At 47.4% G+C, this 18,193-nt stretch carries 8 protein-coding genes; 7 read left to right on the forward strand and 1 reads right to left on the reverse strand.

The window, feature by feature from the left end; all coding sequences use genetic code 11:
• Window positions 1–11: 11 nt before the first annotated feature.
• The 3 genes from OIT45_RS06100 to OIT45_RS06110 all read left to right on the forward strand — a co-directional run bounded on the left by OIT45_RS06100 (window position 12) and on the right by OIT45_RS06110 (window position 1,921).
• Window positions 12–263 carry a GlsB/YeaQ/YmgE family stress response membrane protein gene (locus tag OIT45_RS06100; RefSeq protein WP_135798567.1) on the forward strand — a complete coding sequence of 84 codons (252 nt, stop codon included), beginning with the start codon at window positions 12–14 and terminating at the stop codon, window positions 261–263.
• A 167-nt stretch (window positions 264–430) separates the two neighbouring features.
• Entirely contained in the window at window positions 431–1,255 is an 825-nt protein-coding gene (locus tag OIT45_RS06105) for an aldo/keto reductase (RefSeq protein WP_199403949.1), read from the forward strand.
• 6 nt (window positions 1,256–1,261) lie between these two features.
• Window positions 1,262–1,921, forward strand: a complete 660-nt coding sequence (locus OIT45_RS06110) for a hypothetical protein (RefSeq protein WP_199403948.1) — start codon at window positions 1,262–1,264, stop codon at window positions 1,919–1,921.
• 39 nt (window positions 1,922–1,960) lie between these two features.
• Here OIT45_RS06110 and OIT45_RS06115 read toward each other — a convergent pair whose 3' ends face one another.
• Window positions 1,961–2,803 (reverse strand): MurR/RpiR family transcriptional regulator, encoded by an 843-nt coding sequence (locus tag OIT45_RS06115; protein WP_199403947.1) that lies wholly within the window; start codon window positions 2,801–2,803, stop codon window positions 1,961–1,963.
• 181 nt (window positions 2,804–2,984) lie between these two features.
• On the opposite strand from OIT45_RS06115, the gene gnd reads away from it, so the two are divergent.
• The 4 genes from gnd (at window position 2,985) to OIT45_RS06135 (ending at window position 18,088) form a co-directional block, all read left to right on the forward strand.
• On the forward strand, window positions 2,985–3,893 hold the full coding sequence (gene gnd, locus OIT45_RS06120; protein ID WP_003608474.1) for a phosphogluconate dehydrogenase (NAD(+)-dependent, decarboxylating): 909 nt from the start codon (window positions 2,985–2,987) through the stop codon (window positions 3,891–3,893).
• A gap of 342 nt (window positions 3,894–4,235) precedes the next feature.
• A complete protein-coding gene (locus tag OIT45_RS06125) occupies window positions 4,236–4,943 on the forward strand; it encodes an FGGY family carbohydrate kinase (protein WP_199403946.1) in 708 nt (235 codons plus the stop codon).
• A 553-nt stretch (window positions 4,944–5,496) separates the two neighbouring features.
• Window positions 5,497–12,735 (forward strand): KxYKxGKxW signal peptide domain-containing protein, encoded by a 7,239-nt coding sequence (locus OIT45_RS06130; RefSeq protein ID WP_264339920.1) that lies wholly within the window; start codon window positions 5,497–5,499, stop codon window positions 12,733–12,735.
• Window positions 12,713–18,088 carry a mucin-binding protein gene (locus OIT45_RS06135; protein ID WP_264339921.1) on the forward strand — a complete coding sequence of 1,792 codons (5,376 nt, stop codon included), beginning with the start codon at window positions 12,713–12,715 and terminating at the stop codon, window positions 18,086–18,088. Before OIT45_RS06130 ends, OIT45_RS06135 begins: the two co-directional genes overlap by 23 nt.
• Window positions 18,089–18,193: the final 105 nt, after the last annotated feature.

Consider the following 18,193-nt stretch of genomic DNA (forward strand, 5'->3'; position numbering starts at 1 on the left):
GGGATTTAATTATGCATTTAATTTGGACTTTGATTGTGGGAGCTATTATTGGTGCCATTGCCGGAGCGATTACAAGCCGTGGCGCATCAATGGGATGGATTGCCAACATTGTTGCTGGACTAGTTGGATCATGGCTAGGCCAAATGATTCTGGGTAGCTGGGGTCCATCACTAGCAGGTATGGCATTGATACCATCTATTATTGGTGCCATTATCGTTGTGTTAGTGGTGTCATGGATTTTTGTAAAAGCGAATAAGAAATAAAGCATAGGGAAACGGGAGTTGGCAAGTTGCTGACTCCCGTTTCCTGTTTCATTGACTAATGAGTAGGATAATTCTAAGATTAATTGTCTGGTGTCGCGATGTTTCGCAAAAACGTCATAAATGAGTGCTAAAATGTAAGCATTCTTATGGAAATTGGGGACGACACAATGGAATTTGTGACACTTAATAATGGCGTTGAAATGCCAATGGTTGGATTCGGTACGGATGCAGCCAATGATGCACTATCATATGGTGAAGTGATGGATGCGGCTGTGCAAGCTGGTTACCGTTTGTTTGATACGGCAGCGATGTACGGCAACCAAAGCGAACTTGGGGACTTTTTGGTAGGTTCTGGGTTGAAGCGTGATGACTATTTCTTGACGAGCAAGGTTGCTCAAAAGGAACAAGGTTATGAGAACACGTTGCAAGCCTTTAAGAACACAACGGCTGCTTTGCAAACGGACCACTTGGATTTGTACTTGGTACACTGGCCAAAGTTTGATCCATTCTTTGAAACATGGCGTGCCCTTGAGCACCTATACAAGGAAGGCTACGTACGTGCTATTGGTGTTTCAAACTTTGAAGCCCATCACTTGGATCGTTTGTTGACGAAGGCAACGGTTATGCCAGTAGTTGACCAAATTGAAACGCACCCATACTTTAACCAACATGTCCTACACGGCTACTTGGAAGAGTTGGGTATTCAACACCAAGCCTGGAGTCCACTTGGCCGTGGTGCTGTTTTGCAAGATCCTGTTTTGGCAGGAATTGCTGAGCGTTACGGTGTCAGCATCGCGCAAGTTATTTTGCGTTGGCAAATTCAACACAACGTTGCTGTGATTCCTAAGTCAGGAAACCCAGCGCGTATGGCCCAAAACTTGGCTTTGGACTTCCAATTGACGACGACTGATATGGCTCGTATTGATGCTTTGCAACGTGGCGAGCGTATCATGGGTGCACCAGACCAAAACTATACGGAAGATTTGTGGTAAAAAAACATGGTGAAGCAGGGACAATTTGCGGGCGTTAGTTCAGCAAAGCGTTTGAAGAACTTTAAGCAACAAGCTAAGGCAACAGAGGCAAAAGCAATCACACCCGAGAAGGTGGGGGAGTTTTTACTTGTTCGTTATCACTTAACGCAAAATACACGTTTGGCACCTTTGATGAAGGAAACGATGCAACGCGTATTGATGACCTTGCTTGATAATGCAACTGGCTCAACGTGGTCACTAGACAAATTGTTTGTGACGACGCTTGGCCAAATTGCGAATCAGGTGCCGTGGCAATTCTATGCCTTGTTGGCAACGGAATGGCCACGTACACAAAAGTTCTTGAACAAAGAAGTTCCTGCTGTGCCGTTGAATGAGCGTATCATAGTCACTGATGATGTGACTGATGTATCTGAAAAGATTTCCCAGCAATTAGCCATTAATTGGTTTTTGATGATGTTTGCCACAATGCCGGAACGTTTGGCAGCTGTGACCGAACAACAGGTTGCTGACACAAAGCAATCATTCTTGCAGGATGGTGCCATTAATTGGGCCAATGTTGCGACAGTGTATTCAACGACGCCATTTATCATGCCTGATGATGTTGATGAGGCAACAAAGACTTGGTTGACTGACTTACAGGCATTAACAATTGAACAATTACATTAAAAAAATCGTCCAACGCACATGTGTGTTGGACGATTTTTACTATTCACGCGTACCTTCAATGGCGGTACGGATGTGATCAACTACTTGTTGGGTCTTATCACCAAGTTGCACACCGACAAGGGTGAACAAGCTATCCATAATCGTGATTTGAGCAATCAATGATGACATTGATTCGCTTCGGATATTAACTTCTTCGGCGGCACTGGCCAAAACTAAATTAGCTGTCTTTGCTAATTCCGATTGCTTATAAGCAGTAATGGCAATAATTTTTACGCCGTTGTTCTTAAGTTGACGTGCGATTGTTAGCGTATCGTGGTTACGACCTGAGTGTGATACCACGATGGCAACGTCAGTAGCACGCATGCGAACAGCTTGCATCAGTTGCACGTCGTAGTCAGGGTGTTGTTCGACATCCAAAGGCGTACGCAACAACTTGTGATAACCATTCAAGGCGACGATTGATGAACCACCAATACCGAATAGACCAACGCGACGAGCTTCAACCAACCACTTAGTAGCCGTTGCCCAGTCGTCACTATTAACCATTGATAAGGTACCTTCCAAGGCGTTGGTTGCACCACTGAATACCTTTTGAACAATTTCAGTTGTATCGTCTTCTTCGTCGATTTCACCAAAGAACGTGTCGTCTGATTGCGTGGCAACGGCTAAGCTGAGTGAAAACTCACGGAATGAACCGAAGCCGACACGCTTAACAAAACGGGAAATCGTAGCGGTTGAAAGTCCGACCGCATTCGCAAGTCCTTGGATTGTTAAGGAACGAATTTCTTCTGGGTTGGCTAGGATAAAGCCAGCGATTTTTTCATCTGATCCAGATAATTGATCACGCATCGAACGAATACGTGCAAAACCTGATTGTGCCATGTCAAACTCCTTTTATTTTTAGAATCGGGAAACGTTGACATAACAACGTTCTGTCTATTTTTCTATTTTACCGTATTTTGGATATGAAAACATTTTACAACAAAAGGGTTGCAAAGTGAAAAACTTTTGCATTATAATAATCATGTAGAAAAAAAGCACAAGAAAAAAAGAGGTAACTCAAATGAAGTTCGCTATGATCGGCCTTGGTAAGATGGGCTTGAACTTGGTAAAGAATGCTGCAGATAACGGTCACGAAGTTGTTGCTTTTGACTTGAACGCAGACTTTGTTAAGGAAGCTGACGCATACTCAGATTTGGTATCACCAGCTACTGATATGGATGACATGTTGGCACAATTGCCATCACCAAAGGTTGTTTGGGTCATGGTTCCAGCCGGTGTTCCTACGAACTCAACTATCGATACTTTGATCGAGAAGTTGGACGAAGGCGACATCATCATCGACGGTGGTAACTCAAACTACAAGGATAACTTGGAGCAAAACAAGCGCACGACTGCTGCTGGTATCAAGTTCTTCGATGCTGGTACTTCAGGCGGTATGTCAGGTGCACGTAACGGTGGAAACTTCATGATCGGTGGAGACGACGCTGAAGCATGGAAGGTTTTGGAGCCTTTGTTCAAGTCAATCGCCTTGGAAGACGGTTACCTATACACTGGTCGTTTGGGATCAGGTCACTACTTGAAGATGGTCCACAACGGAATCGAATACGGTATGATGCAAGCCATCGCCGAAGGTTTCGAAGTTTTGGAAGCTTCACAATTCGACTACGACTACGAAGCCGTTGCTAAGTTGTGGAACCACGGTTCAGTTGTTCGTTCATGGTTGATGGAATTGGCCGAAGAGCAATTTGCTAAGGACCCTAAGTTGTCAGCTATCTCAGGTCGTATGCACTCATCTGGTGAAGGTAAGTGGACGATCGAAGAGTCATTGGACTTGGAAGTTCCAGCACCAGTTATCGCATTGTCATTGATGATGCGTTACCGTTCACTACAAGAAGACACGTTTACTGGTAAGGTTGTTTCAGCTTTGCGTAACGGCTTCGGTGGACACGCAATGGACGCTGCTAAGTAATAAAACCTGAGCATAGAGCAACGGTCTTTGACTGAAGTTGCGCCAGGCGTTATCTTAGACGGCCCACAAAATATAAAAAATAAACCACAAGTTTAATCGCCGCTGTTGGTCGCCCTATCGACCTTTGGCGCTGCGTCTGCCACCGGGGAGGACCCATGGCAGGAACTAATAGCCATTTTTAATGACTATATGCGTGGTTCCAATGCTTAAGTTGTGAGATTCTTGAGTGTTGTCATCTTGTGCTACATGAGATGAGATTGTGAGAGCGCACCCGACGGGAAACTGTCGGGTGCTTTTGTTTTGGTGTATAATTTTGGGTATTAACGTAGAGGATGTAGGCCGATGAAATATACAGTGATGATTGATATGGCTGCAATTGATATTGTGGCAACGTTGATCGATGAAAATAAAAATCAAAAGGTCATGCACTTCCCATATGAGGGGATGGCATTTCCAACTGACCCAGTGACCGCAGATAACATCGTGAACACCTTGGTTGATGCACTAGCTGCAATGCGTGTTGATTTGCCAGGTGAATATGATGAGATTGTTGAAGTCCGCTTTGCAACTGGCATTGCGAATGGCTGGATGGCATTGGATGAAAACTTTACGCCGCTAACTGATGTTGTGTCAGGTGGCGATAACCGTGCTGCCAAGTACGTTGATGCTTTGATGATTAACGGTATCGGTGGCCAATTGCAACGCAAGACGGGCTTACCAATGACGACAACTGAACCACTTGTGTTGACGCTATGGATGAAGAATGAGCGTCCTGAAGCTTATAATAATGCAGCGCACTTCATGGGTGTGCTTGAATATGTGACATACCGTTTGTTCGGTTTGAACATTGTTGATGAAGCATTGGCGGCTCGTACTGGCTACTACAATGTCGCCCACAAGACATGGGATGTGCAAGCGTTGGCCGTGACTGGTTTAACGGCTGAACAATTGCCTGAAATTGTGGCCGATACTGAAATTAAGGTGCCACTTTTGCCTGAAGTGATGACCAAGACAGGCTTGAGTGCTGACACGATTTTCTACCTCCGTTAAGACGGAAGTAGTCGGTCGCGATATGCTATAATTGAAATGTTGCCGGGGATGCAGTTAGTCGAGGAGTGATGTCCTAGGACTGCCGTTTACGGAGGGTGCGATGCCCTGCTGTCCGGTAATGGTCGCATGTGGGAGGTGAAGGACCCACATGTGATCGGAGGAAAACGCATCGAGGCTTGGACACCTCGATGTATGGGGATTGTTAACGGGGTGGTGCCTGTTAACATGATACGGTGAAGGAGTTTAAGCGGTACGTGGTGGTCCGCTTAAACAGAAGGAGACCTGCGCTCATTTAGTGAGAGAGGTCTCTTTTTTTGTGCCTCAATAGTTTTCTATATCATAAATATACAAAATGGAACCAAACCCTTTCTAAAAATAAGAAAGCGCTAACAATGTTGATATAACAGGTTTTTAAGAAACTATTTAGTGAAAATTTGTTCAAATCGTTAACCCAGCAAAAGCGTAATTAACTTGTTAAACTTGCACTATAAATGTAGATTGTCACAAATTTGTAACAATCACTCACTTTAGGAAAGTTAAATGGGTATTTACTATGGGTGAAACAAAAACAAGAAAGAAGATGTATAAAAGCGGTAAGTTCTGGGTGGCTGCAGGACTGACTGCCCTTTCAGTGGGGGTGGTTTCCTCAGCGCCACAAATAGCGCGTTTGGCCAGGGATGTTTCGGATGAAGCGGCATCTGCTGCAACGATTAATTCACCATTAACAATTGATCAAGTAACTGATGCGGACACCCAAGCAGGGGTGAGTCGTAGCGTCAATTGGAATGGATCTAATGCTTGGAACTACAGTGATGTTACCGGTCTTGGAACTTACAATGGATCGACTTGGAGCGCCGACCGTGCATACGGAAGTACGCTTTATAAAGACCCGGCTGGGGCCTATTACACAAAATTGGTTGCCAATGGCGCTAGTACTGCTGGATACGCATATTTGACGCGTCAATTTGATGCAACGCAGCCGTTTACGGTTAAGGGATATCTCCACCCTAATGTTCGAGATGCGGATACCTGGTTGACACGTGATTATTCCGACTGGACTGGATTGGTGTTGACGCCAACTGACCCGAATAAGATTGCCTCGTCATATGACTTTACAGCTAAAGGTGGTGGAGGGCTTGGTATCGAAGGCATGAAGAATGCCTACGCGTTGGGTATTGATTTCCACAAGAATTCGGATAAAAATGACCCTGCTGAAGGTCCGTTTGGTGCGTTACGAACAACTAATAGTTCGGGTACGTTAATGGCCACGCAGGGTAAAATCAGTGGGGTTAGCAACTCTGCAACCTATACAGATGGCTATAACTTGTCGAACTGGAATAGTACGATTTACTACGAGCTGACTTGGAACCCGACCGGTGGACCAAATGGTGGGCCTTCAATTAAAGCGACAATGAAGACAACATCGACCCGCAATAGTGAGTCAGCAAGTTGGACAGTAGATACGGCTGCTGCGAAAGTGACACTAGCACCGGCCACGGCGTTGACGGTTGGTTTGAATGCCATCAACGGACAAAACAAAAACGATCAGTATGCTTCGTTCGATAGCGTTAGTGGTGTGCTATCTACGGGTACAACGACGGTTAAGTATGTTGATGCAAACGGTAATACAATCAAGCCGTCAACGTCCTTCGTTACGGCCGTTGGTGAAGTCGTTGGTATTACTGGCCTTTCATCCGATGCAAGTACGGCTGATTATACATTCGGGGCACCAACAATTCGTGGTTATAAGGTAGCCTCAGCAACGAATAGTGTGAAGGTGTCACAATCGTCAACGGGTAACGTTATTACGATTAAGTACAATGCATTGCCTCGCCAAGAGTCAATCATTCAAACAGATACGCCAGCTTTGTGGAGTGATTCAAGTGTCATCACATCATACTGGAGTGTCGATCAAGATAATCCATTGGGAGGCAGTGCGTCGGTTGCGCAAAGTATTGTGGATGACTCATTGATTCGTTCAGGGTACAGCTACTACGTTACTGATCCAAATGGTAGCAACTATTCAACGATGTCATCTGCTTATGCGGCGGGAACTAACGTTTGGGATAGTACGTCAAATAGTGCCGGTGTGCAGTCAGACGCGACACCACAAACGTGGACGGTTAAGTATATGCCCGATTACCAAGGCGCATACTTGTACACACAAAATTTCTCATATGCCAACGGTTCTTATGTAGCTGGTACATCAACTTATAAGGATGCGGCTGGAGGTCGAACGGGCAATGCGATTAACTTTGCGACTAAGGACAGTAACTTGCCTAAGTCTGGTTACACATACACCGTAACAGGACCGGATAACGTGACGTATTCAACGTTGGATTCAGCAATCGCTGCGAACTCTTTCGACAGTACAAACAACAGGGACGCAAACGGTTCCCAATTGGCGTCATCAGATACGTCATACCAAAGCTTTGTGGTTAATTACACACCAGCTACGCAAACAACGAGCTTGGTTGTTGATTCAAATTCACCTGTGAAGGCTGGCTCGGTTTTGGCATCATCATTGGGTGCAACCAGCGCAACTTTGTCATTGCCATATACCGACGCTAATTTGACGACGGCCGGTTATTCATACGTGGTGAAGGGACCAAATGGCTCAACGTATGCCACATTGTCATCAGCTGTGGCTGCAAATTCAATTTATGACGCCACAAACAACTCTGGAACGACTGATTCATCAGCCCAGGTATTCACGGTTAGTTATGTCGGCGCTTACCAAGCAGCAGCGGTTAAGTATGATCCAAACGGTCCAATTTCAGCTGGTTCAACACTTACGTCAGCAAGTGGCACAACTGGTGGCACGATTAGCTTCGCAACCAACGATACAAGTTTGGTTAAGGCGGGCTACACGTACACGGTTAAGTACACGGGTACGGATGCGCCAGACTCAACGGCGTACACAACGTTGTCATCAGCCGTGGCAGCGCACCCACGTTATGACAGTACATCAAATTCAGGTAGTTCAGATACATCATCACAAGCCTTCGTGGTGACGTATAAGACAAATCAATACGCCTCATTGTTTACGGATTTAGCCGACAATTCAGGTAACTCAGTTTTGAGCTATTCGGCTGTTAACGAAACGACTAACGGGCCTGCTAGTTCGGCTATTTCATTCAAGACGACTGACTCACAGTTGGCTAAGAGTGGTTACACGTATGTCGTTAATGCGTTGAATGCAGCTGGTAGTGTCATTAATTCATACACGACTTTGACATCGGCTGTGGCGGCTAACAAGTATGACAACACGTCAAACGCAGCCAATGCAACGACTGACGCGCAAGTGCAACGTTTCAAGGTTGTCTATGCACCGATGACGGCGAAGGTCACGTATAACTACGTTGATCAATCCGGTAAGGTGATTAGCACGGCTCGATCAACCAATGGTTATGTCGGCTCAAAGATTCCAGATGGGGCAATGACAATTGCGGGTTACACGTTGGTAGGACCGGACGCAAATTCGGATGCTGATGGTTTGTTCGATGCGGATTTGGATTCGGTCATCACATACGTTTATAAGCCACAATATCAAGCAGCTAATTTGGTGGTCGACAGTGCATCACCAATTTCAGCTAACTCAGCAGTTGAATCTGCATCAGGTGTAACGAGTGGTTCACTTGCATTTAGCACGGCGGATTCACAACTTGCAAAGACTGGTTACACGTATGTTGTATATGGTCCAAAGGGTGATTCGTATGCAACGTTGACAGCAGCTTTGAAGGCCAACAGCTTATATGACAACACGGAAAACGGTTCGGCATCAGCTGATTCTTCAGCACAAACGTTCCGTGTGTCATATACAGCCGATGCCCAATCAGCTTATATTCGTGTCCAACAGAATTCACCAGTTAAGGCGGGTTCTTCAGTTGCCAATATCACGGGTGTTACTAGCCAAACGATGTCATTCGGGGTCACAGATGCCGATTTGGCAACGTCTGGTTACACATACACGGTTGGATACGGTTATGACGTGAACAACACGGTTTGGTATTCAACGCTGTCACAAGCCTTGGCAGCCAACAGCACGTTCGATAACACGGATAATACAGGTACAACCGATGCTGCGGCCCAACGTTTTGTTGTTTTGTATGCACCAATGAGTCAGGCAGCTTCAGTTGTGGTGGATGCAAATTCACCAATTAGTGCGGGTTCAACGGCCTTGTCAGCTAATGGTTCAACAGGATCAGCTATCTCATTTACAGCTGATTCGTCATACGCAACACTGGACTCACAACTAGCCAAGAGTGGTTACACGTACACTGTTAAGTACGGTAGCGACACAACGGCGTACACAACGTTGTCATCAGCATTGTCAGCGCACTCGTACTACAACGCGAACAACACGGCATCAGGCACATCTGATGCTAACCCTGATATGTTCACGGTTAGTTATAAGGCGGCTAGTCAATCAGCCGTGGTAAATGTGGCTGGTACGTCACCAATTAAGGCCAACTCAAAGGTTGATTCCGCTGCTGGCGTGACGTCAGGGGCGTTGAGTTTTGCAACTTCTGATGCAAGTTTGGCGGTTGCTGGATACACGTACACGGTCACCGGACCTGATGGCAAGACGTACACAACATTGTCATCAGCCGTTGCTGCAAACTCAATCTTTGATAATACGACGAACACAGGTAGCACCGATTTAGCTATCCAAAGCTTTACAGTGTCATATAAGGCGGCTTACCAATCAGCTGCATTGGTTGTGGATGCCGATTTACCAATCAGCGCAAATTCATCATTGGCTTCAGCTGCTGGTGTGACGAAGGGTGCTGTTTCATTCGCAAAGACAGATAGTCAACTAGCAGTGCAAGGATACACGTACGTTGTCTATGCGGCTAATGGTTCAAGCTATGCAACATTGACGGCTGCAATGGCTGCCAACGGTACATTTGACGATACTGACAACGGTACGGCAACGTCTGATGGCTCAGCGCAAGTATTCCGCGTGTCATATAAGGCGGATTTACAACAAGCTAAGGTTACAGTTGGTTTGGAATCACCAATCAGCGCTGGATCAGTGATTGATTTAGCAGCTGGTCCGACGAGTGGTGCGATTGCGTTTGGTACGGTGACGGATAGTTACTTGTACACGCAGGGATATCACTATACGGTTAGTGGTCCGGATGGCACGTCATACAGTACGCTATCTCAAGCAATTGCAGCAAATAGTGCCTATGACAACACGGATAACACCGGATCGACTGACAGTAAGCCACAAACGTTTACGGTTAACTACACGGCTGACATGCAGCGCGCATCATTGGGCGTGACATCAAATTCACCAGTCAGCGCGGGTAGCTGGTTGGCCTCAATCTCTGGTGGTACGGCAACGTCAATGCCATTCTCGATCGCTGATGCGTCATTGGCGGTTTCTGGATACACCTACCGTGTTATGGGACCAGATGGCGAGTGGTATGCAACGTTGGCTGCTGCGCAATCAGCAAATACAACGTTCGACAACACAAGTAATGCGGATGACTCAGATACTGAGACACAAAACTTCATGATTAGTTATGCGCCAATGAGCCAAGCAGCAACGATTGTTGGTGCTGCAAATTCACCAATTCAAAAGGGAAAGACGATTGAAAGTGCATCTGGTTTGACCGGTAGCGCAATCGCGTTCTCAAACACCGATGCAACGTTGGCTCGTAGTGGTTATCGCTATGTGGTCTACATGGGTTCTGACGGTGCGACGACTTACAGCACTTTGTCAGCAGCTATGGCAGCTAACACTGTTTATGACAACACAAATAATACAGGTTCATCGGATGCAGCCCCACAAGTATTTACAGTGTCATATATCGCTGATTACCAATCAGCTAACTTGGTCATTGGTGGGGCCACGCAAATCAGTAGCGGTGTCACACTTGATTCTGCTGCTGGTGTAACGAGTGGTCAGGTATCGTTTGCGACAACCGATTCAGCATTGGATATTGATGGTTATCGTTACATTGTTAAGGCGCCAAATGGCAACACGTATAACACGTTGGCCTCAGCATTGACAGGTATGACAGGCTTGTATGACAACACGAATAACGCTACGGATTCCGATGCTGCACCGCAAACGTATACAGTTGAGTACTCAGCTATTACACAGACGGCGGAAGTTGTCGTTGGTGAGACTGGTGATGAGTACTCAGGTCGTGTAGTTGAAGAAGTGACCGGTGATACCGGTGCAGCGCTTGGATTGAAGACGACAGATGAATCGTTGCATGCTATGGAAATGACGCATGGTTACACGTATAACGTGACGGTACAAAACGCCGATGGCACTTGGGTGACAGATGAAACAGGCGCTAAGAAGGTGTATGCAACCTTGGATGAAGCGGTTGCAGCCAACAATAGCTTTGATGCGGTCGATACGGGTATTAAGAAGTTTGTCTTGAACCCAACGCCTTCATATCAAGAGAGTCAATTAGTCGTAAGTAGCGATTTACCAATTTCAGCCGGAGCGGCGGTTGAAAAGGCTAGCGGTGTAACCAAGGCGCCAATCTCATATGCGACAACCGATACCGATTTGGCCGTTGATGGTTACCAATACAATGTGTCGATTGTACGACCTGATGGCACATCGCAAGCGTATGCAAACTTGTCTGCAGCGGTTGCAGCTGAGGCGGCTTATGATAATACTAGCAATGGGGATGCCCAATCAGATTCATCGGCGCAGTCATTTATTGTGAGTTACAAGGCTGATTATCAATCAGCCAACATTAGCTTTGACGGTGCACCAATGTCATCAATCGCGGCAGCCGGTGTAACGAGTGGTGTTTACACATCAACGTACACGGCACCGGAAGGATACTACTTCGAAGCATCTGGTCAGCCATCTGGTGCCAGTGTTGCGGCGGATGGCCGTACGGCAACCTTTACGTTTACGTATGACAACACGAATAACGCCAGTGCTTCAGATAGTGCTGCGCAAGACTTTACGTTGCAATTGGCACCAGCTAGTCAATCTGGTCAAATTAGCTTTGTCTACTCAGGCGCAATTGGCTCACCAACGACACCTGATCCAATTGCGGTTGCTGGTGTAACTGGCGATACCCGTGAAGGTACGATTAAGGCGCCTTCTGGTTACTATATTGTCGCAATCGCTGGTGACACGTATAGCGTGACATATGCTAACGAACAACACGATACAGTGACGTACGCGTTGATTATGGACGATACTGACAACGGTAATGAAACAACTGATAAGAAGCCACAAAATTTGGTCATCACATTGGCACCAACGAACCAAAAGGCAACGGTTACCCAACATATGCCAGATGGCACAACGACGGTAACTGATACGCAAAACGGTAAGACAGCTGAGTCATACGGTTACACGTACACGGCACCGGCAGGTTACTACGTTGTTAGTGGCGCGGTGTCGACAGCTTCAGGTATTACAGCTGACATTGCGACGGATGGTAAGACAGTTTCATTGGATGGAAACTTTGATGATTCAACGAACACGGGAGATGCTGGTACCGATACGGCACCGCAAAACACCGATATTACGTTAACCCAATCAAAGCAACAAGCCCAATTTGAAATTAACGTCCCGGATGGGGCAACGTCAGTAAGTGCCAAGAGTGAAGTGGTTGATGGTCTAACTGGGGATGAAATTAATGCCCCAACTGGTTACACGGATGCTGATTTGGCAACGCCAGGATACACGTACACGGTAACTGGTCCTGATGGCTCAAAGTACGACACGATGGTCGAAGCGTTGGCTGCAACGTCAAACTTCGATAACACTAACAATGGTTCTGGTGAGGATTTCTGACGTTCAAAAGTTTGTGATTACGTATGTTGCTGATGACCAAACGGCCACGATTACGCAACAATACGCGGATGGCGCAACCAATACGCCAGCCTTCCCACAAGCTGATGAAACGTTGAATGGGAAGACTGATCAACAAACATCAGGTACAATCACAGCACCGGCGGGTTACGAAATTTCGAATATTACGGCAGCTGATGGCGTGACGTGGTCATTATCAGATGACAAGCAGACGGCAACTTACACGGTTGTTTATGATGCAACGGCAGATAACGACAAGTCTTCACAGGCAACGGTGGTCACATACACGCCGTTGCCACAAACGGTTGACGTTATGTTCTTTGATGAAGTTGGTCGTCCGTTGACATCAGACACGGGCGTAACCGGTCACACATTGAATGGTGTGACAAACGAAACAGTTAATTACCAAGATGCTGATTTGGTGAAGGATGAACAAATCGCCGGATACAGTAAGGTAGTTGATAATACGGCTGATAACGTTAACTTTGATGATGACACGGCAGTGGACCAAAAGGTTCGATATGTTTACCGAGATGTGCAGGCACCAACGGTTACGACAACCAAGACCGCATTGACGACTTCAAAGGCCGGTATGCCAGCTGATGAAGCAACCTTCTTGGCTGATGTTGGCTTCAGTACGACTGATAACCAACAACACGGTGACAGCACGATTAAGACGGACTATGAAACAATTGCTGCTTTGGTAGCTGAAGATGGTAAGCCACGTGATGTGACGATTACGGTTACTGATGCGACTGGTAACAAGACGACCAAGACGGTGACGTTGAGTCTCATTGATACGGCACCAGTTTCACAAGAGCAAGCTGTTAAGGATGCACAAAAGGCTTTGGATGATTTGGCCAAGGATCCTAATACGACGGCTGACCAACAAACGGCGGCTGAAGAGGCTTTGCAAGATGCGATTAACCAAGCAATAGGTGATCGCGAAGACGCCGAAACGGCTGGTGATGATGCGTTGAATTCACCTGATACCACAGCAGTAGCAACGGATGATGCGGTTGCAGATGCGATGGCAAAGCTGGATAAGGCGATGACTGATGCTGACAACGATCAAGGTACGACGCAAGCCATTAAGGACGCAACTGATGCACTTGAAAACGCAGTTGCTCGTGCAGAAGCCAAGGCTGTTGATACGGCACCGGTTTCACAGGAGCCAGGCGTACAAGATGCACAGTCAGCATTGAACGATGTTTTGAATGATCCAAATGCCACAACAGAAGCCATTGACCAAGCTAAGCAAGCATTGCAAGATGCAGTTGCGGACGCAAAGTCAGAACGTGATAAGGCGAACAACGATGCGAATACAACTGTTAGTCAGGTAACTGATTCAAAGGATGACGCCGTTAAGCAAGCGGTTGCTGATTTGGAAGCTGCCCAAAAGGATGCAGCTAACAATGTTGGTACAACGCAAGCCATTGAAGATGCACGCCAAGCGGTGATTGATGCCGTTAAGGATGCAGGTGAGACGGCACTTGCACAAGATGCAACACCAGTTCAAAATGAAGCGTCTGTCATCGATAAGAAGCAAGCGCTTGAAGATGTTCTGAATAATCCAGAAAGTACGCCAGACGAAATTGTTAAGGCGACAAACGATTACAATGACGCCGTTGAACAAGCGAAGGCTGATCGTGACGCCGCAAATGAAGCCGCGCAAGATGAAATCGCAACGGCCGGTAGCTCACATCAAGCTAATGACCAATCAGTTATCGACGCAACGAAGAATTTGCAAGATTTGATTGATAAGGCGAAGACGGGTGATGCTGGTGCGTTGACGGAAGATATTGAGAAGGCGACGCAAGCGTTGAAGGATGCTGTGGCAGCAGCTGGTGGTGCGCAAGAAGCAGCCCGGGCTGATGCAGCCAAGGCGTTGAACGAAACATCACCAGTTAGCTACGAACCGGATGTTCAGAGTAAGATTGATGACTTGCAAAAGTTGTTGGACGACCCAGCTTCAACGGCTGATCAAATTAATGATGCAACCGAGGCGTTGCGTTCGGCAACTGAGACGGCGATTAATCAACGTACCGCCACTGATGATGATGCTAAGGCAGCCATTAATGCTGCCAATGGTTCTAATCAAGCGGACGAACCCGCTGTTCAAGCAGCTGAAAAGGCATTGCAAGATTTAGTTGATCAAGCGCAGACTGATACGCCAGATGCCTTGACGGCTGATATTCAACAAGCCATCAAGAACTTGCAAGATGCCGTTTCACAAGCTGCCGAAAGCCAAGCTGATGCACGTCAAGCTGCGGAGGCTGCTCTGCAAGCCACGTCACCAGTTTCGAATGAAGCAGCGACAGCGGATGCTATTTCGAAGTTGCAAGAGGTATTGAATGATACAAATTCTACGGCGGAAGAGATTAAGCAAGCCACGAATGCAGTGACTGAGGCTACGGCAAACGATAAGGCGAGTCGTGATGAGACGAACCGTCAAGCAGATGATGCGGTAACGGCAGCGAAGACATCGGATCAAGCCACTGAGCCAGAAGTGATTGCAGCAATTAAGAAGTTGCAAGATGCGCAAGCCGTTGCGGCAGCCGATTCACCAGCTGCGTTGACGGCCGATATCCAAAAGGCCATTGATGATTTGGCAGCTGCGCAAGAAACAGCTAAGCAAAATCAAACGGCCGCCCGTGACGCTGCTGCTGATGCTATCGAGGCTACTAAGCCAGTTTCAAATGAGTCGACAGTGCTTAAGGCTCACGACGCTTTGCAGAAGTGGTTGGACAACCCGGCATCATCAACGGCTGATATCGATAAGGCGACGAAGGCTTTGACGGAAGCTAACCAAGCTGAACAAGCCAAGCGTGATGCGATTAACGATGAGGCGGACAAGTACGAAAGCAAGGTTGAAGCATCAAGCACGCAAAACGAGCCAACTGTACAAGCAGCCTTGGCTGCGTTGAACGAGATTCAAGAAGAAGCGGCCACAGATACACCAGATGCGTTGACGGCCGATATCGCGGCAGCTTTGGATGCCTTGCAAACGGCTGTAGTACAAGCAGCTAAGGAACAAGCTGAAGCGCGTGATAACGCGGCGGATGCCTTGGCTAGAACAGCGCCGGTTTCAAATGAAAAGGCGGTGGCTGATGCCATCTCTGCTTTGAACAAGGTGTTGGATGATCCGGCAGCAACGACGGAAGACATCAAGAATGCCACGCAGAATTTGATGAATGCGACGAGTGATGACAAGGTTACGCGTACGACAGCTAATACCAACGCACAAAACGCGATTACGGATGCATCAAACACACCACAAGCTGATGAACCAGCTGTGCAAGATGCGATTGCGAAGTTGCAAGATGTGATGAAGCAAGCTGCCAACGATGACAGTGATGCATTGACGGCTGACATCGATGCCGCTCGTAACGCTTTGAAGCAGGCGGTTGCCGATGCTAAGGCAGCCCAAGAGCAAGCACGTAAGGACGCTGCGGTTGCGATTGCTTCGGCTAACCCGGTTTCACACGAATTGGGTACGGCACAAGCGATTAGTTCAATCGAAGCTATCCTGACAGATCCAAATTCAACGACGGCTGAAATTCAAGCAGCCACTAAGAATTTGAATGCTGCAATTGGTGCGGATAAGACGGATCGTGATGCAGCCAATACGGCTGGTACACAAGCAATTGCGGACGCCCAAGGGTCAGATCAATCAGCTGAGCCTTCTGTCCAAGCAGCCATTAATAATTTGAAGGATGTTATGGCAACGGCAGCAACTGATTCAGACTCTGCCTTGACCAAGGATATCCAAGCAGCCATCGATGCGTTGCAAACGGCGCAAACAACCGCAGCTAATAATCAACAAGCAGCACGTGATGATGCGCAAGACGCCTTGTCAAAGACAGCACCGGTTTCACACGAACCAGCCGTAGCGGATGCAATTAGCAACTTGCAGAAGTTGCTGGATGATCCAACGTCGACAACGAAGTCAATTGCTGATGCGACACAAGCACTTCGCGATGCAGTTGCTACTGCTCAACCTTTGCGTGACGCGGCCAACGAAGCAGCGGATGCAGCCGCAGCCGCTGTACCAACTGATTTGGCAAAGGAGCCAACTGTGCAAGCTGCATTGGATGCTTTGAATGAGATTCAAAAGCAAGCCGCCGCTGACCAGGATGGTAACTTGACCAAGGACATTGAAGCAGCTACGAAGGCATTGCAAGATGCAATTGCGACAGCTAACACTAGTCGTGAAACTGCACGTAATGCGGCCAACGAGTTGATGGGCAAGACAGCACCGGTTTCACACGAAGCCAAGGTTGCGACGGCAAAGGATGCCTTGCAAAAGTTGTTGGATGATCCAACGTCGACGACAGCGGACATTGAAAACGCAACAGCGGCCTTGCGTGATGCTTTGCAACCAGTTGGTGCTGCGCGTACGCAAGCCAACGACACGGCAAAGTCATTAATTGATATTGTGAAGCAATCAGCAGCTGGTCAAGTACCAGCGGTTCAAGAAGCAATGAAGAAGTTGCAAGATATCATGAACCGAGCAGCTGGCGATAACGCTGATGCATTGACGGCCGATATCGAAGCAGCGACAAAGGCTTTGGAGACTGCCGTTGCAACGGCTAACAACGCCATTGAAGCAGCTCGTAATGCAGCCAATGATTTGCTTGGTAAGACAGCACCGGTTTCAAACGAAGCTGAAGTCGCAAATGCGATTACGGCTTTGAAGAAGATACTGGACGATCCAAACGCATCAGCTGAGCAAATTGCGTCAGCGACAAAGGCATTGCAGACGGCACTTGGTGACGCAAAGGCAAAGCGAACGGATGCAAACCAATCAGCTGATAAGGCGATTGCATCTGCAAAGAATTCGTCTGTCGCTGGTGATCCAGCCGTACAAAAGGCCTTGGACCGTTTGCAAGCTATCTTGGAAGCAGCAGCCAAGGACAGTTCAAGTAACTTGACGGCTGATATCGAGGCTGCAATCAAGGCCTTGCAAGCAGCGGTCACTGAAGCTGAGGCGCGCAATGTGGTTGTGCCACCGGTTCAGCACCCAACGAACCACTCAGCGCCAACACCGGCGCCAGTTGTTAAGACGGTGACTGAGACGAAGACAGAAACGCAAATGCCGGTAACGCCAGGTACAACCGAAGAAACGGTATACGCAGCCCAACCGGCAGCGGTTCAAGCGCAAACACCAACGGTTTACGCCTTGCCTTATGCAACTGAGTCAAACCGGATTGGCACGTTGCCAAACACGGGTTATAAGGATGATTGGCGTTTGATGGCTTTGGGAATCTTCTTGTTCTCATCGACGCTTTTGTTGCTCGCAGCAAAGCGTCGTAAGAAGGATGAGGAAGACTAAATCCATTAAACGAAGGTAACGCAAATAGTGCGATATGGGGAGCAAGCCTGGTAACACAGGTTTGCTCCCTTTTTATGGTATCTTCTACTTAAGAGCTAACAGTGG

The sequence above is a fragment of the Weissella sp. LMG 11983 genome (assembly GCF_025908495.1).
Classification (GTDB): Bacteria; Bacillota; Bacilli; order Lactobacillales; family Lactobacillaceae; genus Weissella; species Weissella fermenti.